At 70.2% G+C, this 20501-nt stretch carries 23 protein-coding genes and 1 pseudogene; 19 read left to right on the plus strand and 5 right to left on the minus strand.

Annotated elements, in window-relative coordinates:
- The first annotated feature begins 324 nt into the window (after window positions 1-324).
- Entirely contained in the window at window positions 325-1140 is an 816-nt protein-coding gene (locus tag PZB75_RS26670) for a hypothetical protein (RefSeq protein ID WP_275537833.1), read from the plus strand.
- Between the two features lie 249 nt (window positions 1141-1389).
- On the opposite strand, the gene PZB75_RS26675 is transcribed toward PZB75_RS26670, so the two are convergent.
- On the minus strand, window positions 1390-2034 hold the full coding sequence (locus PZB75_RS26675; RefSeq protein ID WP_275537834.1) for a TetR/AcrR family transcriptional regulator: 645 nt from the start codon (window positions 2032-2034) through the stop codon (window positions 1390-1392).
- Window positions 2035-2407: 373 nt separating this feature from the next.
- Between PZB75_RS26675 and PZB75_RS26680 the strand changes: the two genes are divergently transcribed.
- From PZB75_RS26680 to PZB75_RS26705, 6 genes are all read left to right on the plus strand, one after another.
- The gene (locus PZB75_RS26680) at window positions 2408-3331 is read left to right on the plus strand and encodes a DMT family transporter (RefSeq protein ID WP_275537835.1); all 924 of its coding nucleotides are present in this window, start codon (window positions 2408-2410) and stop codon (window positions 3329-3331) included.
- 434 nt (window positions 3332-3765) lie between these two features.
- On the plus strand, window positions 3766-4749 hold the full coding sequence (locus tag PZB75_RS26685) for a sugar ABC transporter substrate-binding protein (protein WP_275537836.1): 984 nt from the start codon (window positions 3766-3768) through the stop codon (window positions 4747-4749).
- The gene (locus tag PZB75_RS26690) at window positions 4746-5798 is read left to right on the plus strand and encodes an ABC transporter permease (RefSeq protein ID WP_275537837.1); all 1053 of its coding nucleotides are present in this window, start codon (window positions 4746-4748) and stop codon (window positions 5796-5798) included. Before PZB75_RS26685 ends, PZB75_RS26690 begins: the two co-directional genes overlap by 4 nt.
- Window positions 5795-6625, plus strand: a complete 831-nt coding sequence (locus PZB75_RS26695) for an ATP-binding cassette domain-containing protein (protein WP_275537838.1) — start codon at window positions 5795-5797, stop codon at window positions 6623-6625. Before PZB75_RS26690 ends, PZB75_RS26695 begins: the two co-directional genes overlap by 4 nt.
- A 127-nt stretch (window positions 6626-6752) precedes the next feature.
- Window positions 6753-7916 carry an ROK family glucokinase gene (locus tag PZB75_RS26700; RefSeq protein WP_275537839.1) on the plus strand — a complete coding sequence of 388 codons (1164 nt, stop codon included), beginning with the start codon at window positions 6753-6755 and terminating at the stop codon, window positions 7914-7916.
- 11 nt (window positions 7917-7927) lie between these two features.
- Window positions 7928-8524, plus strand: coding sequence for a hypothetical protein (locus tag PZB75_RS26705; protein ID WP_275537840.1), 597 nt, complete (start codon window positions 7928-7930; stop codon window positions 8522-8524).
- A gap of 91 nt (window positions 8525-8615) precedes the next feature.
- Here PZB75_RS26705 and PZB75_RS26710 read toward each other — a convergent pair.
- Both PZB75_RS26710 and PZB75_RS26715 read right to left on the minus strand, forming a co-directional pair.
- Window positions 8616-8798, minus strand: a pseudogene (locus PZB75_RS26710) (LysR family transcriptional regulator); the annotation flags it as partial.
- A gap of 28 nt (window positions 8799-8826) precedes the next feature.
- A complete protein-coding gene (locus PZB75_RS26715) occupies window positions 8827-9282 on the minus strand; it encodes a MarR family transcriptional regulator (RefSeq protein WP_275537841.1) in 456 nt (151 codons plus the stop codon).
- An 86-nt stretch (window positions 9283-9368) separates the two neighbouring features.
- On the opposite strand from PZB75_RS26715, the gene PZB75_RS26720 reads away from it, so the two are divergent.
- Together PZB75_RS26720 and PZB75_RS26725 are read left to right on the plus strand one after the other, a co-directional pair.
- Window positions 9369-10295: a zinc-binding alcohol dehydrogenase family protein gene (locus PZB75_RS26720; protein ID WP_275537842.1), complete on the plus strand. Its 927-nt coding sequence runs from the start codon at window positions 9369-9371 to the stop codon at window positions 10293-10295.
- Window positions 10296-10474: 179 nt separating this feature from the next.
- Window positions 10475-11020 carry a transposase domain-containing protein gene (locus PZB75_RS26725; protein ID WP_275537843.1) on the plus strand — a complete coding sequence of 182 codons (546 nt, stop codon included), beginning with the start codon at window positions 10475-10477 and terminating at the stop codon, window positions 11018-11020.
- Window positions 11021-11682: 662 nt separating this feature from the next.
- Here the strand turns inward: PZB75_RS26725 and PZB75_RS26730 are convergent.
- Window positions 11683-12936, minus strand: coding sequence for an amidohydrolase family protein (locus tag PZB75_RS26730; RefSeq protein ID WP_275537844.1), 1254 nt, complete (start codon window positions 12934-12936; stop codon window positions 11683-11685).
- A 140-nt stretch (window positions 12937-13076) separates the two neighbouring features.
- On the opposite strand from PZB75_RS26730, the gene PZB75_RS26735 reads away from it, so the two are divergent.
- From PZB75_RS26735 to PZB75_RS26780, 10 genes are all read left to right on the plus strand, one after another.
- Window positions 13077-13589 carry a MarR family winged helix-turn-helix transcriptional regulator gene (locus PZB75_RS26735; protein ID WP_275537845.1) on the plus strand — a complete coding sequence of 171 codons (513 nt, stop codon included), beginning with the start codon at window positions 13077-13079 and terminating at the stop codon, window positions 13587-13589.
- A 256-nt stretch (window positions 13590-13845) separates the two neighbouring features.
- Window positions 13846-14448 (plus strand): recombinase family protein, encoded by a 603-nt coding sequence (locus PZB75_RS26740; protein WP_275538880.1) that lies wholly within the window; start codon window positions 13846-13848, stop codon window positions 14446-14448.
- A 402-nt stretch (window positions 14449-14850) separates the two neighbouring features.
- On the plus strand, window positions 14851-15060 hold the full coding sequence (locus PZB75_RS26745; protein WP_275537846.1) for a hypothetical protein: 210 nt from the start codon (window positions 14851-14853) through the stop codon (window positions 15058-15060).
- Between the two features lie 16 nt (window positions 15061-15076).
- Window positions 15077-15808, plus strand: coding sequence for a restriction endonuclease (locus PZB75_RS26750; RefSeq protein ID WP_275537847.1), 732 nt, complete (start codon window positions 15077-15079; stop codon window positions 15806-15808).
- A 287-nt stretch (window positions 15809-16095) separates the two neighbouring features.
- On the plus strand, window positions 16096-16293 hold the full coding sequence (locus PZB75_RS26755) for a hypothetical protein (protein ID WP_275537848.1): 198 nt from the start codon (window positions 16096-16098) through the stop codon (window positions 16291-16293).
- A 71-nt stretch (window positions 16294-16364) separates the two neighbouring features.
- Window positions 16365-16625, plus strand: coding sequence for a hypothetical protein (locus tag PZB75_RS26760; RefSeq protein WP_275537849.1), 261 nt, complete (start codon window positions 16365-16367; stop codon window positions 16623-16625).
- A 51-nt stretch (window positions 16626-16676) separates the two neighbouring features.
- Complete coding sequence (locus PZB75_RS26765; RefSeq protein ID WP_275537850.1) at window positions 16677-17072, plus strand: hypothetical protein; 396 nt, start codon at window positions 16677-16679, stop codon at window positions 17070-17072.
- A gap of 20 nt (window positions 17073-17092) precedes the next feature.
- On the plus strand, window positions 17093-18430 hold the full coding sequence (locus tag PZB75_RS26770; RefSeq protein ID WP_275537851.1) for an alpha/beta fold hydrolase: 1338 nt from the start codon (window positions 17093-17095) through the stop codon (window positions 18428-18430).
- A gap of 13 nt (window positions 18431-18443) precedes the next feature.
- Window positions 18444-19136 (plus strand): MBL fold metallo-hydrolase, encoded by a 693-nt coding sequence (locus PZB75_RS26775; RefSeq protein ID WP_275537852.1) that lies wholly within the window; start codon window positions 18444-18446, stop codon window positions 19134-19136.
- A gap of 57 nt (window positions 19137-19193) precedes the next feature.
- Window positions 19194-19973, plus strand: a complete 780-nt coding sequence (locus tag PZB75_RS26780) for an exodeoxyribonuclease III (protein WP_275537853.1) — start codon at window positions 19194-19196, stop codon at window positions 19971-19973.
- Between the two features lie 72 nt (window positions 19974-20045).
- Here the strand turns inward: PZB75_RS26780 and PZB75_RS26785 are convergent, their stop codons facing one another.
- Complete coding sequence (locus PZB75_RS26785) at window positions 20046-20240, minus strand: CsbD family protein (RefSeq protein WP_275537854.1); 195 nt, start codon at window positions 20238-20240, stop codon at window positions 20046-20048.
- Between the last annotated feature and the right edge of the window lie 261 nt (window positions 20241-20501).

A 20501-nucleotide genomic window follows, 5' to 3' on the forward strand; every position in this document is an offset into this window, starting at 1 on the left:
CTGCCGCCGGTTCACGAGCGCGGTCCTGTTCGTCCTGGTCATGAGGGGGCTCCTGGAGGGGCGCGGGTGGTTGCCGGCCGGTTGCCGACACGGGCACGGAAAGTCCCCGGGCGGTGTGAATTCCGGCGGGAATCGGACACCCAGTGCGGCAGGGGCCCGCCCGGCGCCCTGCCCCGGGCCGTCCCCACGGCTGGCCGGAATTCGGCTCTAGCCGGGCGTCAGATGTGGCAGGAGGATGCTCACCGGCCGGGGCGACATGTCGTCGCGACGCCGTGGCGCCTGTGGATGATTCCTGAAATCGCTCTGGAATTAAGGTGGTTGACGATGAAGAGACCGTTCCGGCGTACCGTTCGCGGCGCTGTCGCGGTGGTGCTGGCCTGTGCGGGGGCCGTCGTCTCCGCCCCGGACGCGTCCGCGGCGCCGACGGTGCCGGAGGCGTCAGCGGGTTGCAGCGTGGACAGCGCGGCGCAGGGGGTGGCCGGTGCCCCGGTGGCCGCGCCGGTCTCCGTGCCTCGTGCCGATGGGCGGGTCGACCAGTTCCAGGCGTTCCACGACGCGACCGCGTCGCAGGGGCTGCCCTTCGTCTGGCACCGCGCGCAGACGGTGGCGGGCGGGGCGTACGGCCCCTGGCAGCGCGTCAGCGCGGGGACCGTGGGCCCGAAAGCCACCTTCATCACCGGGATCGAGAACGCGGCGGGCGGGCTGGAGCTGTTCTGGCTCGACCACGGCGGGTTCTGCCACTCGGTGCAGGACGCGGCGGGCGGCGCGTGGTCCGAACCCGAGGGCTTCGGCCTGCAACCGGCCCCGTACCACGGCTTCCTGACGCTCTTCAAGCGGTCGAACGGGACACTCGTCGCCATCGCCTCGTCCAACCTCTACGACCGCTCCATGGAGTCCCGCACCCAGCTGAGCGTGGACGGCTTCTGGGGGCCGGTGTCGAGCATGGGGAAGGTGCCTGAGGTCGATGTCGGCCTCAGCCAGCCGACGAGTGTCACCGAACTCCCCGACCGGCGGCTGGTCGTCACGGCCGACGAGTGGAACCGCGGGGACCGCTACTGGCAGACCTACGAGACGGCGCCCAACGACGGGTATCCGCACGGCTGGTGGTCCGGAGAGTGGCAGCTGAGCACGGCCCCGTGAAGCGTGCCCGGCACGCGCGGTGACGCGGGCCGGGGCGCGAAGGAAGCCGCGCCGGTGGCCGGCCCGGCCCGAGGGAGCGGTGACGCGGGGCCCGCCGGGGGAGTGGTGACGCGGGGGCGGGGGAGTGGTGCTCGCGGAAGCCGGTCCGGGGCCGGGCGGGCGCGGTGCTCGCGGACCCCGGTCCCATGGCTCGTCCACGGCCGGCCGTGCGGCAGGCGCCCGGCCCCACGGCCGGGGCCGGGCGGCCGCTCAGGGGCTCGGGGGCAGCAGGGACTCGTCGGTGGCCAGGGCGCGGAGCCGGGCGAGGATCGCCCGCCCCGCCTTCTGGTACGCGCCGTAGTTGCTGTGGAGCACGGACTCGGCGTTGGCCAGTTCGAGCAGAGCGATGATCTCGAAGGCCAGTTGGGAGACGTCCGTGTCCGCGGCCATCTCACCCTTGGCCCGTGCCTCCTCGATGGTCTCCTCGACGAAGGTCACCCACCCGGTCTGGGTGGCGGCGAGCGCGTCGTGCACCTGGCCGGGCCGGGAGTCGAACTCCGCGATCGTCGAGTAGAAGAAGCAACCGCCCGGGAACACCCGCTTGCGGGAGTACTCGATCCAGCTCTCGCACATGTGCCAGACACGCCCCAGCCCGGCCGGTGCCCGACGGGTCGGCCGCAGCACATGATCGACGTAGATCGCCACAGCGGCCCGTACGGTCGCGAGCTGAAGCTCCTCCTTGGAACCGAACAGAGCGAACACCCCGCTCTTGCTCAGTTTCAGTTCGGTGGCGAGCCGGCCGAGCGACAGCCCCTCCAGCCCCTCGACCGAGGCGACCTGCACCGCGCGCCCGAGAATCAGCTGCCTGGTCTGATTCCCCCGCTCGACCCGTCCGTCCGGCCGCGATCCAGCCATGTGCCAACTCCGTGCTTTCGTGGTTCGAATTCGCCATTGTAGGAGGGCGCTCACGTGTCCCCTCCCGCCCCGTGGATGCGCCCCCTCCCACCCTGCCCGGACGCCGACGAGCGGCGGGTACGGGGGGATGGACGCGCGGAACGCGGCGGCCGGTGGAGACACATGTTCCCGGCCGTGTTCCCGGCCGTGCTTCCCGGTGGTGCGGCCGACGGCCGACCCGATACCGTGATCGCCCCGTGTGAGCCGCCGAAGCCTCCGCCCCGCGCCGTGGAACCCGCCCACCGTAACCGCGCCCCGTCCGGACCGCCCTGCCGGGCCCCCGTCCGGCGCCGGGGACCCGGAGACCGGCGAGGCGGAGAACCAGGAGTACCAGGTGTCGTCGATCGTCGTGCCCACTCTCGCTCCACCGCGCAGGGCCTGGCTCACCGATCTGCCCGTACTGCTGGTCGCGGTCGTCTGGGGAGCCAGCTACCTCGCGGCCAAGGGCATCACCACGACCCACACCGTCGTCGCCGTCCTCGTGCTGCGCTTCGCGATCGTGCTGCCCGCCCTCGCGGTGGCCTGCCGGCGGGGGCTGCGCGCGCTGAACGCCGCTCAGTGGCGGGGCGCCGGGCTGCTCGGGCTCGTCCTGAGCGGCATCTTCCTGCTGGAGACGTACGGCGTCGTGCACACCTCGGCGACCAACGCGGGTCTCGTCATCAGCCTCACGATGATCTTCACCCCGCTCGCCGAGGCGGCGGTGACCCGGGTGCGCCCGTCCGGGGCATTCCTCGCCGCAGCCGGGCTCTCGGTCGCCGGCGTGGTGCTCCTGACCCAGGGTGGCGGCTTCACCGCTCCGTCGTCCGGTGATCTATTGATGCTGCTGGCCGCCATGGCCCGTACCGTCCATGTCCTGGCCATGGCCCGTATCAAAGCCGTCCAGGAGGCGGACTCGCTCTCGCTGACCACCGTCCAACTCGGCGGCGCGGTCGCCGTGTTCGCGGTGCTGGCCGCGGTGCCCGGTACGGGGGACGCCCCCTGGACCACGGCGGCGGACTTCGGCCCCGGCGAGTGGGGCGGGCTGCTCTTCCTCTCCGTGTTCTGCACGCTCATCGCGTTCTTCGTGCAGATGTGGTCCGTGCGCCGCACCTCGCCCTCCCGGGTCAGCCTGTTGCTCGGCACGGAACCGCTGTGGGCCGCGGCCGTGGGCATCGTGATCGGCGGCGAGCGGCTGGGGGCGTTCGGGCTCGCGGGAGCCGCGCTGGTCCTGGCCGGAACGGCCTGGGGCCGCCGGGCGGCGTCCCCGGGGACACCATGAAACCGGCCGGGCGGGCATCCGGGCCCCGCCGGCCGCTGCCGACCATTACCCCGACCGCTGCCGACCACCGGCCCATCGGTGACTACTTCGGTGCCGCCCTCACGCCGCCCCCGTACCGCCTCCACGCCGTTCCCGCGCCGCCCGCACGCGGCCCCCGTGTCGCCCCTCCCGGCGCGGTGATCCGCCCCGAGCGCACCCCCTTCCGCGACACCCGCGCCGGACCTGCCGGGCGGCCACGGGCCGGGCTCGGGGATACTTGGGCAACCGGGCCCGGCCCGTGGCCCACGGACGCGGGCACCGGGCGGCGCGGCGCACAGCGTCCGCCGGCACCGGGCGGTACAGCAGCGATCCACCGACAGCGCCGCGGCAGCGGAGCACCAGCAGCACCGGAAGGGCACGACGTCGTGGCAAGGGTTCGAACAGGGGTACGTGCGATGGGCGCCGTGCTGGCGGCGGTGCTCGCGGTGTCCCTCGCGGGATGCAGCAGCACCGGCGGCAAGCGGGCGGAGGAACGCGCGGCCAGAGCCGAGGCGGAAGGCCGGTCCGCGGTGACCACTCCCCGCTGGACCTTCGCCATGGTCACCCACTCGGGTGATGGCGACAGCTTCTGGGACATCGTCCAGCGAGGCGCCGAGGAGGCTGCCCGCAAGGACAACATCAACTTCATCTACTCGCACAGCGCCGAGGCGCAGCAGCAGTCCCAGCTGATCAGGACCGCCATCGACAAGAAGGTCGACGGGCTGATCGTCACGCTGGCCAAGCCCGACGCCATGAAGGACGTCCTCGCCCAGGCCACCGAGGCGGGCATTCCGGTGATCACCGTGAACTCCGGCTCCGCCGAGTCCAAGGCGTTCGGCGCGCTCACCCACATCGGCCAGGACGAGTCCATCGCGGGCGAGGCCGTCGGCGACGAGCTGAACGCGCGAGGACGCAAGAAGGCCCTGTGCGTCCTGCACGAACAGGGCAACGTCGGCCATGAGCAGCGCTGCGCCGGGGCGAAGAAGACCTTCCACGGCCAGTTGCAGAACCTCTACGTCACCGGCACCAACATGCCCGACGTCCAGGCGTCCATCGAGGCGAAGCTCCAGGCGGACCACGGGATCGACGCCGTCGTCACCCTCGGCGCGCCGTTCGTGGACGCCGCCGTCAAGGCGAAGCGGACGGCGGGCAGCAAGGCCGAGATCGACACCTTCGACCTGAACTCCGGCGTGGTCACCGCCCTGAAGGCGAAGACCCTCGGCTTCGCCGTCGACCAGCAGCCGTATCTCCAGGGATACGAGGCCGTCGACCTGCTCTGGCTGTACCGCTACAACGACAACGTGCTCGGCGGCGGACGCCCCGTCCTCACCGGCCCGCAGATCATCACCGCCGAGAACGCCGACGAGCTGGAGCAGTACACGAAGCGGGTCACCCGGTGACGACGACCGAGCGACCCCCCGCCCCCGCCGGACCCGACGAACGGCTGCTGCGCACCTCACCGCTGCGCAGACTGCTCGGCCGCCCCGAGCTGGGTTCGGTCGTCGGCGCCGTCGCCGTCTTCCTCTTCTTCGCGGTCTTCGCCGACAGCTTCCTGCGGGCGACCAGCCTGGGCACGGTGCTGTACGCGGCCTCCACCATCGGGATCATGGCCGCGCCCGTGGCCCTGCTGATGATCGGCGGCGAGTTCGACCTCTCCGCCGGGGTGATGGTGACCAGCTCCGCGCTGATCTCCTCGATGTTCAGCTACCAGATGACCGCCAACGTATGGGTCGGCGTCCTGGTGTCGCTGCTGGTGACCCTGGCGATCGGCGCGTTCAACGGATTCATGCTGACCCGTACGAAACTGCCCAGCTTCATCATCACCCTCGGCACGTTCCTCATGCTGACGGGCCTCAACCTCGGTCTGACCAAACTGATCAGCGAGGGCGTGTCGACGAAGGCCATCGGCGACATGGAGGGCTACGCGTCGGCCCGTAAGGTCTTCGCGTCCGAGCTGACCGTCGGCGGCGTCGAACTGAAGGTCACCATCCTGTGGTGGGCCGTCCTCGTCGCGGTCGCCACCTGGATTCTGCTCCGCACCCGCTTCGGCAACTGGGTCTTCGCGGTCGGCGGTGAGGAGAGCGCCGCCCGCGCGGTCGGCGTCCCGGTGATCCGTACGAAGATCGGTCTGTACCTCGCAGTGGCGTTCGCCGCCTGGGTCTCCGGACAGCACCTGCTGTTCTCGTACGACGTCGTGCAGTCCGGCGAGGGCGTCGGCAACGAACTGATCTACATCATCGCGGCCGTCATCGGCGGCTGTCTGATCACCGGCGGATACGGCTCCGCCGTCGGCTCGGCGGTCGGCGCCTGCATCTTCGGCATGACCAGCAAGGGCATCGTGTACGCGGAGTGGAACCCGGACTGGTTCAAGTTCTTCCTCGGAGCCATGCTGCTCCTGGCCACCCTGCTCAACGCATGGGTACGCAAGCGCGCGGAGGCGACGAAATGACGGCCCCGGCCTCTCCGGCACTCGTCGAGCTCGACCACGTCAGCAAGTTCTACGGCCACGTGAAGGCCCTGGAGGACGTCTCGCTGGAGGTCCACGCGGGCGAGATCACCTGTGTCCTCGGGGACAACGGCGCGGGCAAGTCCACCCTCATCAAAATCATCGCGGGGCTGCACCGGCACGACTCCGGAAGGTTCCTGATCGACGGCGAGGAGACCGGGCTCGCCAATCCGCGCGACGCCCTCGACCGGGGCATCGCCACCGTGCACCAGGACCTGGCCGTCGTCGCGCTGATGCCGGTCTGGCGGAACTTCTTCCTCGGCTCGGAGCCGACGAAGGGCGCCGGGCCGTTCCGGCGCCTCGACGTCGGACGGATGCGCCGGACGACCCGGTCGGAGCTGCTGCGCATGGGCATCGACCTGCGCGACGTCGACCAGCCGATCGGCACCCTGTCCGGCGGTGAGCGGCAGTGCGTGGCCATCGCCCGCGCGGTCCACTTCGGCGCGAAGGTCCTCGTGCTCGACGAGCCGACGGCCGCCCTCGGCGTCAAGCAGTCCGGTGTCGTCCTCAAGTACGTCGCCGCGGCCAGGGACGCCGGCCTCGGCGTGGTGCTCATCACGCACAACCCGCACCACGCCTATCTCGTCGGCGACCGGTTCGTCCTGCTCAAGCGCGGAGCCATGTCCGGCAGCCACACCAAGGACGGCATCACGCTGGACGAACTCACCCGCCAGATGGCGGGCGGCAGCGAACTCGACGAGCTCAGCCACGAGCTGAAGCGGGCCCCGGCGCCCGCCCCGCCCGGCGCCCACGAGGCGCCGGCGGAGTAGACCACCGGGCCGCCGGGCCGCCCCGCCCGACCGTCGGGAGGGCCCGGCAATGGCAGAATCGACCGGGACGGGCGCCGTCCGCCGCCGGAGAGCCCCACCATCCGGCCCCCCAGACCCCGCAGGGACGATGAGCACGTACCGCGACCTGACCCACCGCGGCTCCGCCCGCGCCACCGTCCTGCGGACCGTGGGCACCCGAGAGCGGCGCTCGCACCTGACGGCGCCACGCGTCCCGACCGTCGGCATCGACATCGGCGGTACGAAGGTGATGGCCGGCGTCGTCGACGCGGACGGCAACATCCTGGAACAGCTGCGCACCGAGACGCCGGACAAGTCCAAGAGCCCCAAGGTCGTCGAGGACACCATCGTCGAGCTGGTCCTCGACCTCTCCGACCGGCACGACGTGCACGCCGTGGGCATCGGCGCGGCCGGCTGGGTCGACGCGGACCGGTCCAAGGTGCTGTTCGCCCCGCACCTCGCCTGGCGCGACGAACCCCTCCGGGACGCCCTCGCCTCCCGGCTGGTCGTGCCCGTCATGGTCGACAACGACGCGAACACCGCCGCCTGGGCGGAATGGCGTTTCGGCGCGGGACGCGGCGAGGACCATCTGGTGATGATCACCCTGGGCACCGGCATCGGCGGCGCGATCCTGGAGGACGGCCGGGTCAAGCGCGGCAAGTACGGCGTCGCCGGTGAGTTCGGCCATATGCAGGTGGTGCCGGGAGGGCACCGCTGCCCGTGCGGCAACCGCGGCTGCTGGGAGCAGTACAGCTCGGGCAACGCGCTGGTCAGGGAGGCCCGGGAACTCGCCGCGGCGGACTCCCCGGTCGCGCACGGCATCATCGAGCGGGTCAAGGGGAGCATCCCCGACATCACGGGACCGCTCATCACCGAGCTCGCCCGCGAGGGCGACGCGATGTGCGTCGAGCTGCTGCAGGACATCGGTCAGTGGCTCGGCGTCGGCATCGCCAATCTGGCCGCCGCGCTCGACCCGTCCTGCTTCGTCATCGGCGGCGGCGTCAGCGCGGCCGACGACCTCCTGATCGGGCCCGCACGGGACGCCTTCAGACGTCAGCTCACCGGCCGGGGCTACCGGCCCGAGGCCCGGATCGCGAAGGCCCAGCTCGGCCCGGAGGCGGGCATGGTCGGCGCCGCCGACCTGGCCCGGCTGGTCGCCCGCAGATTCCGCCGCACCAACCGGCGTCGGGTCGAGCGGTACGAGCGCTACGCGCAGATCTATGACCACGCTACGAGCACCATCCGTAACACCCGCAACACGCGCACCACCTAGGGGTTCTGATCATGAAAGCAGCCGAGCACCCCGTCGTGCCGCGCCAGTCGACACCGCCGGACGAAGGCGGCGGGCCGTCGACGGAGAGCCGCCGCCGGATGATCCGCCGACGCCTGATCACGGCCACCATCATCGTGCTGCTGATCGGGGTCCCGGCCGGATATCTGCTGATCTCGGCCGGGCAGAGCCGCCGCTCCGGTCAGGACAAGGAGGCCGAGGCCGCCGCCCAGGGACTGCACGAGGGCTGGCCGTCCGGGATGCAGCGGCGCATCTTCGAGGTGCCGATCCCGGGCAACTCGGTGGAGGTCCAGTACTACGAGACGAACAACTGGAAGGCCAGCCGGATGTACGTGCAGTTCCGCACGACGTCCGCCGGACTCGACCGGTTCCTGACCGGCGTCGGCACCGGACGCGCCGCCCTGAAGACGGGCGCGGTCACGATCGGTGAACGCGACATCGGGATCGCCGGGTGGTACTTCGGACCCGGTGTCGACTGGGCCGGCACCAGCCACTACCAGGACGATCCGCGTCCCAGCCAGGACATCACCGTGGACATGACCGATCCGGCCCGCCCGGTCGTGTACGTCGTGTCGTCGGCGACCCCCTGACGCGACGGACCCGGCCCCGGCGGGTCTCCAGCACGACTGCCGGACGGGGGCGGTGCCCTGCGGTCACTCGGCTCGTCCCGACACCGGGGGCCGCGGCGCCGGCCGCCGCGCTCGCACGGACACGGACGCGGTCGGCGTGGTCGAGCGGGGCCCGTGCCTCGTCGAGCAGCACGGTGCCCACGGAAGTGAGCGTGACGCCGGTGGGCGAGCGGGTGAGCAGCAGGGCCCCGGCGTCGGCCTCCAACCGCTCGACGGCCCGGCTCGGCGGCGGCAGGCTTTTTCGCGGAGACCGTGAAGATCGTTCAGCGTTGGCCGACGGGACGCGGTGTGAACGGCAGGGGCGGGGTGACGACGGTTTCGAGCAGCTGGGCAAGCTGCCGACGCTGTGGCGCGTCGAGTCGGCTCGTCGCCGGAGCCAGGGTGTCCTGGACCTCCTGATACAGCCGTCCGGTGAGTTCGCGGCCCGCGTCGGTGATCAGGACGTCGACGACCCGCTTGTCGTCCGGGTTGGCGGCGCGCGCCAGGAGCCCTCGTCGTTCGGCGCGGTCGATGAGACCGGAGAGAGTCGACTTGTCCAGCCCGAGGAAAGCCGCCAGGTCGCTCATACGGGGGCGCCGGTCCCGGACGATGCCGAGGACCCGTAGCTGGGTGAGGGACAGGTCGTGCTCGGCACCGATGCGGGTGAGCACGCCCATGATCTGGAACGCGTTGCGCACGAGTCCGTCGACCAGGGCGTCCGTGGAGTCGTCAGTGGTCATACGCACCACTCTACTTGACATTGTTTGCATCACCAATAATCCTAAATTCTATTGGCACTGCAAACTAAACCGAGTGGGAGCCCCTCATGCATGCTGCGGTCATCACCTCGTCCGACGCTCCGCCGGCCTACGGCGAGTACCCCGATCCGGTCGCCACCGGTGAGCACGACATGCTCGTGGAGGTCCTGGCCGCGGGTCTGCACCACCTCACCCGGGCGAAGGCGAGCGGCACGCACTACTCCGGCGCCGGCACCTTCCCGCTCGTGCCCGGCGTCGACGGTGTCGTGCGCGACGGTTCGGGACGACTTCGCTACGCGGCCCTGGACGACACGAATTTCGGTACGTTCGCGGAGCGCACCGTGATCGACGCCCGTCGCAGCGTGCTCCTGCCGGACGACGTCGATCCGGTCCGCATCGCCGCCGCGATGAACCCGGGCATGTCCTCCTGGGTGGCGATGCGTCGACGCATCGCCTTCCGTGAAGGCGGGCGCGTGCTCATTCTCGGTGCCACCGGCAGCGCCGGAGGGATGGCGATCCAGATCGCGAAGCGGTTCGGCGCCGCGCACGTCATCGCCGCAGGCCGTGACACCACCCGTTTCAAGGCCCTGGAAGCCCTCGGCGCGGACCGGACGATCACCTTCGACGAGGCCGGGGTCGCGGCCGACGTCGATGTCGTCCTCGACTTCGTGTGGGGCGAGCCTGCCGCTGGTTTCATGATCCCGATGCTCACCGCCCGCGCTGACCGCTCCGCCCCACTGACCTGGCTCCAGATCGGATCCATCGCCGGCGCGACCGCTCCTGTCCCCTCCGCGGCGCTGCGTGCGGCGCGTCTGCAGATCCTGGGCAGCGGCATCGGCTCGGTCTCGCCCCGCGACTTCATCGCCGAGCTGCCGGAGCTGGCCGAGGCGGTCACCGAGGGCGCCCTCGACGTCCGCGCCCGGGCGGTACCGCTGACCGAGATCGCGCAGGCGTGGACCGAGCGGACCAGCGAGCGCCTCGTCCTCGTCCCGTAGCACTGCTGCTCCGGCGCACCCGCTCCTCCTCCGGCGCGGGCGCCGGAGGTCCCCGCCCTGGACGTGCTGGGGCCTGGCGAGGGCACGCTCCGAGGACCCGCTGTCGAGACGGTCACGAGTACGCGCCGCGGAACCCGTTCCCGGACCCCGAGTGTTCCGGCAGTGCCGGGCCTGTCGTGGTGAGGGGGACAGGAGCCGTTGGGTCAAGGCCGTGGAGTTACGGCTCGGGGGGCGCGAACACGTGGGGTCTGATCTGGTGTAATCCGGGACGTGAGAAGCGGAGCCCCGGTAGAACTGGCAGTCGACCAAGACAGCCGTTCACAGCACCGGAGGCTCCGCTGTCCGATCAGTGTGTCATCACGAGTGACATCACGGTAGCCAAGGGCCTGTTCGCTCCCGGGCATCCGGGGGAGCTCACCCGGATCGTCCCGTTCGAGATGGTCGGTGCCGCCCTTGTCGAAACAGGTGCGGTCCAGCAACGGCTGCGGAAGATCCCCGCACGGGTGGTGGTCTGCCTGCTGCTGGCCGCGGCCCTTTTCGACGATTGCGGCTATCTGGCAGTCTGGCGCAAGCTCACCGCATCGTTGGAGGCGACACCGGTCGCGAAGGTGACCGGTGCGGCGCTCTGGAACGCCCGGAGCCGCCTGGGGGCGCGTCCCATGCAGGCCCTGTTCGACCTGTTGCGCGGGCCGGCGACTGCGATCCGTACCGCCGGCGCCCATTAAAAGGGCCTGCCTGACCGTCGCGATCGACGGCACCTGCCTCGACGTCCCCGACAGCCCACTGCACCGGGCCCGCCTGGGCTCGATCACCAACCAGTACGGGACCTCCGGCTACCCGCAGATCTGCCTGACCGCGCTGGTGGCCTGCGGCACCCGCGCGGTCCTGGACGCCGCCTTCGGCCCCCGCTCCAGCGGCGAGACCGCCTACGGCAAGCGACTGACGCGTTCCCTGCACGCCGGAATGATCGTCCTCCTCGACCGGGGCTTCTCCGGCAATCCGTTCCTGACCGCCGTCGCGTCCACCGAGGCCGCCTTCTGGGCCCGCATCTCGGCCGCCCGCAACCCCCCCGGTCCTGGTCCACTTCGACGACGGCTCCCGTCTCTCCCGCTTCGGCGGCCTCGAAGTCCGCATCATCGAGTGCGAGATCACCGTCATCACCAGCCAGGGCCGCACGAGGGGCCTCTACCGGCCGGCCACCTCAGGGCGAGGGTCTGGGTGACGAGCCCAACGAGCCAGCGGACGACGGAGAAACGGTCCAGGTTCCGGCGGAGGGTTGAGTCATCGTGCGTGTTCCCGTGCGGCGTCAGGCCGGGTGCGTGGCCACGAGACGGCTGCCCACCACGGAGGCCGTGGCGGGCAGCGGTCGTTCGCTGGGAGCGAGTTTCTATGAGGCCGAGAGTGTGGTGCGGGTGCCGCGGCGCCATACGTCACGCAGGTTGAGGGTGTCGCTGATCGTGGTGGTGGGGTCACCGTTTACGAGCAGCAGGTCGGCCCGCAGGCCCTCGGCGATGCGGCCACGGTCCTCCAAGCCGAAGCGGCGTGCCGGGGTGAGGGTCGCCGCGCGCAGGGCCTGGATCGGGGTGAGGCCGGCCCGGACGAGGTACTGGAGCTCCTGGTGGACGCTGGCGCCGTGCACTACACCGCCCAAGAACGGCAGTGGCATGGGAGCCGCGTCGGTGCCCGCAAGGAGTTCGACGCCGGCGTCGTGCAGGGCCTTGACCGAGGCCAGGACGTCCTCCAGCTTGCCTTGCGGGTAGCGGTCGTAGCTGCTGTTCAGGGTGTTCGTCCAGGCCTCGTTGAGGCGTGAACCGACGCGTGGGTCCTCGGTGAGGGACGAGCCGGTGATGCCCATCATGGAGGCGTTCAGGACGACGCAGGGGATGACGAACGCATGGGAGGCGGCGATGAGTTCGATGATCTCGACGGTGTGCGGCCGGTCCATGAACAGGTGGGCGAAGCCGTCGATGCCGGCCTCGATCGCCATCCGTGTCGCGTCGACGGTCAGGGTGTGGGCGATGGTCAGCATCCCGTGCCGGTGGGCCTCGGCGACACCGGCGGTCAGGGTTGCCTGGTCGAGCATGGGCAGACCGGGGTGGCCCTCGACGCTGCCGTCGTCGACCATGAACTTGATGTAGTCGGAGCCCGCCGCGACGAGCTGGGGGATGAAGCCGACGGCTTCTTCCGGCGTGGTGGAGAACGGCATCAGGGGCATCTCGCGCGGCGCGGGCCGATTGCCCCGGTCGTCTGGTCCGCTGTGGCCCCCCGGCTTGAAGCCCTTCGGCATGAGTTCGCTGGGGTGGCCCCCGGGCGGAGTGATGCCGAACCCGGCGGAGCGGACATCGGCGAGGGAGTCGTTCTCCGTGATGTGCGCGCGGCCGGGCTTGGTGTTCATGCCCTGCATCTCCAGTTCGGTGGTGATCCCGAACCGCAGTGCTAGCGCGAGTGCCTCTTCGGAGGTGTGCACATGGGCGTCGAGCAGGCCGGGCAGCAGTGTTCCGCCCCGGGCATCGACGATGCCCGCCCCGGCGGGCGGTTCACCTCCGACCGCAGCGATCCGCGTGCCGTTCAGCACGACGGTGGTGTCCTCCAGTACCTGCTCGCCGTCGAACACACGGCCGTTGATGATGGCTGTGATCATGACTCTCTCCTCCGGGCAGGCCGTCGCTCCGCTGGTGCCGAGTTCTTCTCCCACCGCGATGCCATATTAATGCAACTTGCAATTCCATGTGAACCTGCATGTAACTGCAACTTAGCAGGTACATGCGATAAGCTGCGGAAGTGACCAATACGGATGCCTCCATGCCGCAAGGCCAGGCCCTGCTGGATGCCGTCGGCACGGCCTTCGCCCGGCTGAGGCGGCGCACCATGCAGGCCCCGGTCGACCCCCCGGTGGGACCCAAGGACCTCAAGCGCAACCTGGTCCTCAACATCGTCGACGAGGCAACCGAGGCGGATACGGAGATGACGGTCGGCGGACTTGCCGACCACCTCCTGGTGGACCCGTCCGTGGCCAGCCGCATGGTGAGCGACTGCATCTCGCACGGCTACCTGGTCCGCGCGGCCTCGCAGCAGGACGGCCGCCGTACCGTGCTCCACCTCACCGAAGAAGGCACCGCCCTCCTCGACCGTTTTCGCCATCAGCAGCGGCAGGCGTTCGAATACATCACCCGCGACTGGCCCGAAGCCGAGCGACTCGAATTCGCACGCCTCCTCCTCAAGTACGCGGACTCCACCGCCCAGTTGCCCGCACCAGGCGCCGTCAACGGACCCCCGCTGCCGCCAGTCACGTAAGGCCACCGTGCGACCGGGCCTGCTGTGCCCGAGTCAGCAGGCCCCTACCCCATCGGCCCCGGCTCCGTCATGGGCGGCGCGCCATACGTCATCACGCACGAGACCTCTCCACCTGACAGGCGGGCCAGGGGCGAGTGCCGGCAGACGAACGTCTGCCGGCACTCGCCCCTGCGATCACGGACCCGCAAGTGGGCGCTGTCGGCAACTCGCGTCGGAAATCAACGTCGGCGAACGGTCATTGAGGTAGTTTCCGACAATACTTCTTGGCTACTGCCGCACATCGACAGTCGACCGGAACCTCGATCATCAGATCGACGCACTACTCCGCCACCGCGTCGACCGCGACAACGTCCACGTCGACATCGCCGGCGGCGCGAAAGCCTCCCGCCCCGAATTCGATCTCGTCATGCAGCTGCTGCGCGAGGGCGACACGTTGAAGGTGACCCGACTCGACCGGCTCTCCCGCTCCGTCCTGTACCCGGTCACCCACGGCGCCGAGCTGCGCGAGCGCGGGATCGGCCTGCATCTCATCGAGCAGGGCATCGACACCGCCGCCATGGAGGGCCGCGCCATGTTCGGGATGCTGTCCGTACTGGCGGAGCTCCAGCGCGAACTGATCGTGGCGAACACGAACGACGGGCTCGCCTCCGCGCGGACCCGGGGGCGGGTCGGCGGGCGCCGGCCGAAGCTCACCGAGGACCAGGCCGCGCCCGCCCAACGGCTCCACGGCGAGCGGGAGAAGACCGTCCAGCAGATCGCCGACATGTTCGACGTCCCCCGCTCCACGGTCTACGGGCACCTCGAACGCGAGACAGCCGTCCCCCGTCAGCCGAAGAAGACCGCGGCCATGAAACCCTAGAAGTTACTCGTGGGTTACTTGTCGGTTGGTTCGGCGCTCGTTAACGGCACGCCTACACCGAGGACCCGCGTCGAGCCGAGCACGGGGCGGCGAGGCGGCCCGGCAGGAAGGTGTGGTCCGGGGCCGTTGCCAGTGGTCCGGCCGGACTGGGGCTTCACCACCGCACTCTGAACAGCAGGAGGCACTCACCGATCGCGGTGAGGGCCTCCTGCTGTGCCACGGCGGACCTTCCCCCGGCCCCAGCGCCCGTGCGGCCGTTCTGCGCGCTACCTGCGGTTTGTTGTACTGATCCAGCCAAACGGTCTCTTTGCGTCATCATCCGGTGACCTTGAGGCGCGGTACGAGGGATGCGGATACACAGGGATCGAATCGAGACCGAGGGTGATCCGGGGGCGGAAGAACGTGTTGACGATCCATGTGGGAGTGCTGCTTGCCGTCATCGTCCTGCTGCGGTTACGTCGGCGCACTCAGTCCCGGAGCCGGAACGACGAGAAGCTGACCGTGATCATCGTGCTCGCTCTCGGCGTCGTCATCGCTCCGACCCCTTTGGGTGAGGGCATCGGCGACTTCCTGGGCCAGCTCGCCTCCGGCGTCACCGACTCCTCCCGCTGAAACCGGAGCGCGCCCGATGGCCAACCGCCGCCCACCACCCCGCCGCCGACCCGCGGCACGCCGCCCCGCACGCCGCAGCGCACCCCCGCGCCGCCGCCGCTCGCGCCGGCAGCAGCACCGCGACACCCAGCTGCTCCTGTTCGGGTTCGGTGCCGTCGCAGGCCTCGCGCTGGTCTGGGCGGTGGTCTCCTGGCTGCTGGTGAACTGGTGGGCGCTGGTCGTACTCGGGGCCCTCGCCGCTGTCGGCGGGACGGTCTGGGGCCACCGGTACCGCCAGCAGCAGGCGTGGGACCGGGTACGGCAGCAGGCTCTGCGGTACGGGCTGTCGCAGCTGGATGCCCTGCACCACCGCGACTTCGAATACGCGGTCCGCGACCTGATGCTCCGCGACGGTTGCGCCGATGCCCGGCAGATCGGCGGGGCCGGGGACAACGGCGCGGACGTCCTGGCCACCGACCCGCTGGGCCGGACCTGGGTCATCCAGTGCAAGCACCGCAAGGACGGCGACCGCGGCTCGGCCGTCGGCACCCCCGATCTCCAGCGCGTCAACGGCACCGCTCGCCAGCTCTACGGCGCCGACGTCGTCCTGGTCGTGACCAACGGCCGCTTCACCACCCGCTGCGCACCCTTGGCCCAGCAGCTGCACATGCACCTCGCCGACAGGCGCACCCTCGCGACCTGGGCCAGCGGCGGGCGCCCGTTGTGGGAGCTCCTCCCGAAGATGCCACCGCCCCGCAAAGGTCGGTAGCCCGTGCGGCAGTCGACGAAGCGGTGATGGGGCGGTCGGCCTGCAGTGGCCGACGAGAACAGCAGACGGTGCTGGGTCGGCTCAGGCCGCCCAGCTGACGATCGCTCTGGGGTGATAGGCCGGATGGAACCATGAACTTGGCCTGATATGAACCCATTCATTCCATTGATCACCCTTGTAAGGGCACGTCGAAGGAAGTAAAGGCGGAGATACCCCGTATCGAAAACGAGCGGGATACGGGAAGCTTCGTTGCCCCCAACAAGCTGACAGTCGGGAAATGGCTCGACATGTGGCTTGAGGAGAAGAACGAGGATCTGGAGCCGACCACCATCTACAACTATCGGGTAAGCCTCGACAGGTGCCGTCCGCGACTCGGTCACATTCGGTTGCAGGACTTGACCGAAGGAGACGTAGAAGCGTGGATGCTGTGGTATCTCAAGAGTGACGCATTCGTGGTGAGCGTGCCGGAACTCCGCTCAGCGTGACATCCGTGTACATAACGCTTGCTCGGCTCAAAGACGCTTTGAACCGAGCCGTCACGAAAAGGCTTGTCACTATGAACGTAGCAGCGAATCTGCATATCCCGCGCAAGGCGCGCAAAACGGAGCGGAAGGCCAAGGAAGTAGTTCCACCGTGGGATGTTGCCGAAGTCCAGCAGTTCGTTGAGGCAATGCAGTCGGATCGGCTCGATGCTCCGCTGCCGCTCTCGCTCATGGGCCTCCGTCCGGCAGGAGTCTGCGGAATGCGCTGGGAGGATATCGACCTGGAGAACGAAACCCTCCTGATCGCCAACACCCGAACAATGATGGGAATCTGATCGTGGCGGAGAAGGACACCAAGTCAGATGGTGAGTGAAAGAGCACTCCCGTTGCCCACGATGGTGGCCACCGCTCTCCGGTGGTTCAAGGCGATTCAGGCGGCCGAGAGGCTGGCGCTGGGTGCGGACTACGTCGACTCCTGCCATATGGCCGTGAACGAAATCGGGGCAGTCCTCACCACCAAGCAACTCCGCACACGGGCATATCTGCTCATGACGATTGTGTTGCTGCGTCGAGTGCGTCTCCATGACGCACGTGCGTCATGCTTCACTTATCTCGCTGACAACGGGGTGAAGGATCACATCTTGGCTCGATGGGCGGGACACACTAACGTCAAGACCACCAAGAAGTGGTACGTCAAGCCGAACGTCGAAGACCTGCGGGGGGCCGCTCAGACTTGGAGTGGTCTCGTCATGGCAGAGGGCGGGGTGCGTGAGAAATTGTGAGATGTGGGAGCGTGAGACGCGTGAGTGACACAGAGACGCAGACGATGAAGTACCAGGTAGACGGGCCCGAAGGCGCCCCCTGGCTGGTCCTTGGACCCTCCCTCGGTACCACATGGCACATGTGGGACCGCCAGGTCCCCGAGCTGTCCCAGCACTGGCGGGTCCTCCGCTTCGACCTGCCCGGCCACGGCGGCGCCCCCGCCCACCCCGCCGGGTCCGTCGCGGCTCTCGGCGACCGGCTGATCGCCACGCTCGACGGCCTCGGCATCCAGCGGTTCGGGTACCTGGGCTGCTCCATCGGTGGCGCGATCGGTGCCGACCTGGCCCTCCGCCACCCCCACCGGCTCGCCTCGCTGGCCCTGGTGGCCACCTCGCCCCGGTTCGCCACCGCCGACGAGTTCCTCGGGCGGGCCGCGACCGTCCGGGCCAACGGGATGGAACCGATGGCCCGCGCCGCCCCCGAGCGCTGGTTCACGCCCGGCTTCGCCGCCGCCCAGCCGGCCATCGTCGAATGGGCCGTCCAGATGGTCCGGACCACCGACCCGGGCTGTTACATCGCCGCGTGCGAAGCGCTCGCCGCCTTCGACATCCGCACCGAACTCGCCCGCGTGAGCCCGCCCACCCTGGTGCTGGTCGGCGCCGAGGACCAGGTCACCGGGCCCGGCGATGCCCGCACCCTCGTCGCGGGCATCCCTGACGCGCGGCTGGCCCTGGTGCCCGGCGCGGGACATCTGGCCCCCGTCGAACAGCCGGCCGCCGTCACGGACCTGCTGCTCACCCACTTCTCCGCCGCCTGGCAGGCCACCCCGACGGCCGTCCCGGCGCCGCCCTCCCTCCCCTCGCCGCCCGTCCTCCCTGCGCCGCCCGTCGCCCCGGTACCCCCCGCGCCCCCGGCCCCCGGAATCGTCGCCCCGGTGGCGCCGGTCGAGGAGATCACGTCCGCCGCCGACCGGCCCTCCACGGTGGAACCGGGCCGCCCGGACCCGTACGAGAGCGGTACGCGGGTGCGCCGCGAGGTGCTCGGCGACAACTGGGCGGACCGGGCCGACACCACCCCGGACGACTTCACCGGCGACTACCAGGACCTCGTCACCCGCTACGCCTGGGGAGAGGTCTGGGCGCGTGACGGGCTGGACCGCCGCACCCGCAGTTGTGTGACCCTGACCGCGCTGGTGGCGTCCGGTCATCTGGACGACCTGGCCACGCACGTCCGCGCCGCGCTCCGCAACGGGCTCAGCCCCGACGAGATCAAGGAAGTCCTTCTCCAGACCGCCGTGTACTGCGGCATCGCGGCGGCCGGCGCCGCGTTCGGGATCGCCCGGACAGTGATCCAGGAGGAAACCGCGCCGGATGCGTAGCAGGATGGAACACATGAACGCAGTCCACGACGGTTCACCCACCGGGCCCGGGGCGCCCTCCGCGCCCACGGGCCTCACGCTCACGAAGAAGAAGCACTCCTGCGTCCGTCTGGCCAAGGACGGACGCGTCCTCGTCATCGACCCGGGCGGGTTCTCCGAGGAGGACGCCGCGGTCGGCGCCGACGCGATCCTGGTGACGCACGAGCACGCCGACCACTTCGACGAGGGCCGGCTGCGCGCGGGCCTGGAGGCGTCTGCGGCCACCGAGATCTGGACCCTGCGCAGCGTCGCCGAACGGCTCTCGGCGGCTTTCCCCGGCCGGGTCCACACCGTCGGCCACGGCGACGCGTTCTCCGTCGCCGGATTCGACGTACAGGTGCACGGCGAACTGCACGCGGTGATCCACCCGGACATTCCCCGGATCACCAACATCGGTTTCCTGGTGGACGGTTCGGTGTTCCACCCGGGTGACGCGCTGACCGTCCCCGACCGGGCCGTGGACACGCTGATGCTGCCCGTCATGGCCCCCTGGAACAAGATCTCGGAGGTCATCGACTACGTGCGCGAGGTCCGGCCGCGACGCGCCATCGACATCCACGACGCCCTGCTCACCGACCTCGCCCGTCCCCTCTACGACGCCCAGATCGGCAAGCTCGGCGGCGCCGGCCACGGGCGGCTGGACCCGGGGGACTCGACCGGCCTCTGACCGGCGGGGGCGGTGGCCGGAGACCGGCTGTCAGTGGGAGCCGCTAGGTTGGGAGCCATGCGCATCGCCACCTGGAACGTCAATTCGATCACCGCCCGGCTTCCGAGGCTGCTGGCCTGGCTGGAGCGCACCGGCACGGACGTGCTGTGCGTTCAGGAGACCAAGTGCACGGCCGAACAGTTCCCGGCCGACCGGCTGCGCGAGCTGGGCTACGAGTCCGCGGTCAACGCCACGGGCCGGTGGAACGGCGTGGCACTGCTGTCCCGGGTCGGCCTCACCGATGTCGTCACCGGCCTGCCCGACGGGCCCGACTACGACGGGATCGAGGAGCCTCGGGCCATCTCGGCGACCTGCGGCCCGGTCCGGGTCTGGTCGGTGTACGTGCCGAACGGCCGTGAGGTCGAGCACGAGCACTACGCGTACAAGCTGCGCTGGCTGGCGGCCCTCCAGAAGGCCGTCGCCGTGGACGCGGCCGGTGCGTCGCCGTTCGCGGTGCTCGGTGACTTCAATGTCGCGCCGACCGACGAGGACGTGTGGGACCCGGCCCTGTTCGAGGGTGCCACCCATGTCACCCCCGCCGAGCGCGCCGCCCTCGCGACCCTCCGCGCGGAGGGACTGGCGGACGTGGTGCCGCGTCCGCTCAAGTACGACCACCCGTACACCTTCTGGGACTACCGCGAGCTGCGTTTCCCGAAGAACAGGGGCATGCGGATCGACCTGGTCTACGGCAACGCCCCGTTCACGGGGGCGGTCAAGGACAGCTTCGTGGACCGCGAGGAGCGCAAGGGCAAGGGCGCCTCGGACCACGCTCCGGTCGTCGTCGACCTGGAACTCTGATCCCGGGCCGCCGAACGGGTGAGCGGGCGGGGACGGGCGCCCCCGGAGGGCCGCCCGTCCCCGCCCGTGGACTCAGGAGTCGTCGCGGTTCTTCAGCGAGTCCTTGACGCCCTCGACGCGGCCCTTGGCGTCGTCCGCGGCTCCCTTGGCCTTGGACTTGGCCTGGTCGGTCCGGCCCTCGGACTTGAGCCGGTCGTTGCCCGTCGCCTTCCCGGCCGCCTCCTTCGCCTTGCCCTTGATCTTGTCCATGGCGCTTTCCTCACCCATGCCGAGCTCCTAGCTCTCATTGCGGCGAATGAACCCTGTCAATATATGACAATACGCATATATGGATCGGTGGGGTGTGGGGTCGGACCCGGGCGTACCGGCGAAGCGCGCGCAACCGGGTTCCGGCCCGCCCCCGCCTCCACCCCGGTGCCGGGCAGGTGCGGCGCGGGATCGGCCCCCGGTGCGATGCGGGGCCGGCCGCTCCCTGCCCTGCCGCGGGCCGGACCCGTCCGGCTCCGGCGTCCTTGAGGCCGGTGCGGT

It is taken from the genome of Streptomyces sp. AM 4-1-1 (assembly GCF_029167625.1).
Classification (GTDB): domain Bacteria; phylum Actinomycetota; class Actinomycetes; order Streptomycetales; family Streptomycetaceae; genus Streptomyces.

Excerpts from the sequence above, each read along its gene's own strand:
- PZB75_RS26750 (WP_275537847.1), top strand. The coding sequence starts at position 15,077 with ATGGCCAACCGCCGCCCACCACCCCGCCGCCGACCCGCGGCACGCCGC.
- PZB75_RS26700 (WP_275537839.1), top strand. The coding sequence starts at position 6,753 with ATGAGCACGTACCGCGACCTGACCCACCGCGGCTCCGCCCGCGCCACC.
- PZB75_RS26715 (WP_275537841.1), bottom strand. The coding sequence starts at position 9,282 with ATGACCACTGACGACTCCACGGACGCCCTGGTCGACGGACTCGTGCGC.
- PZB75_RS26785 (WP_275537854.1), bottom strand. The coding sequence starts at position 20,240 with ATGGGTGAGGAAAGCGCCATGGACAAGATCAAGGGCAAGGCGAAGGAG.
- PZB75_RS26760 (WP_275537849.1), top strand. The coding sequence starts at position 16,365 with ATGAACGTAGCAGCGAATCTGCATATCCCGCGCAAGGCGCGCAAAACG.
- PZB75_RS26695 (WP_275537838.1), top strand. The coding sequence starts at position 5,795 with ATGACGGCCCCGGCCTCTCCGGCACTCGTCGAGCTCGACCACGTCAGC.
- PZB75_RS26705 (WP_275537840.1), top strand. The coding sequence starts at position 7,928 with ATGAAAGCAGCCGAGCACCCCGTCGTGCCGCGCCAGTCGACACCGCCG.
- PZB75_RS26775 (WP_275537852.1), top strand. The coding sequence starts at position 18,444 with ATGAACGCAGTCCACGACGGTTCACCCACCGGGCCCGGGGCGCCCTCC.
- PZB75_RS26755 (WP_275537848.1), top strand. The coding sequence starts at position 16,096 with ATGTGGCTTGAGGAGAAGAACGAGGATCTGGAGCCGACCACCATCTAC.
- PZB75_RS26675 (WP_275537834.1), bottom strand. The coding sequence starts at position 2,034 with ATGGCTGGATCGCGGCCGGACGGACGGGTCGAGCGGGGGAATCAGACC.
- PZB75_RS26670 (WP_275537833.1), top strand. The coding sequence starts at position 325 with ATGAAGAGACCGTTCCGGCGTACCGTTCGCGGCGCTGTCGCGGTGGTG.
- PZB75_RS26685 (WP_275537836.1), top strand. The coding sequence starts at position 3,766 with ATGGGCGCCGTGCTGGCGGCGGTGCTCGCGGTGTCCCTCGCGGGATGC.
- PZB75_RS26780 (WP_275537853.1), top strand. The coding sequence starts at position 19,194 with ATGCGCATCGCCACCTGGAACGTCAATTCGATCACCGCCCGGCTTCCG.
- PZB75_RS26720 (WP_275537842.1), top strand. The coding sequence starts at position 9,369 with ATGCATGCTGCGGTCATCACCTCGTCCGACGCTCCGCCGGCCTACGGC.
- PZB75_RS26730 (WP_275537844.1), bottom strand. The coding sequence starts at position 12,936 with ATGATCACAGCCATCATCAACGGCCGTGTGTTCGACGGCGAGCAGGTA.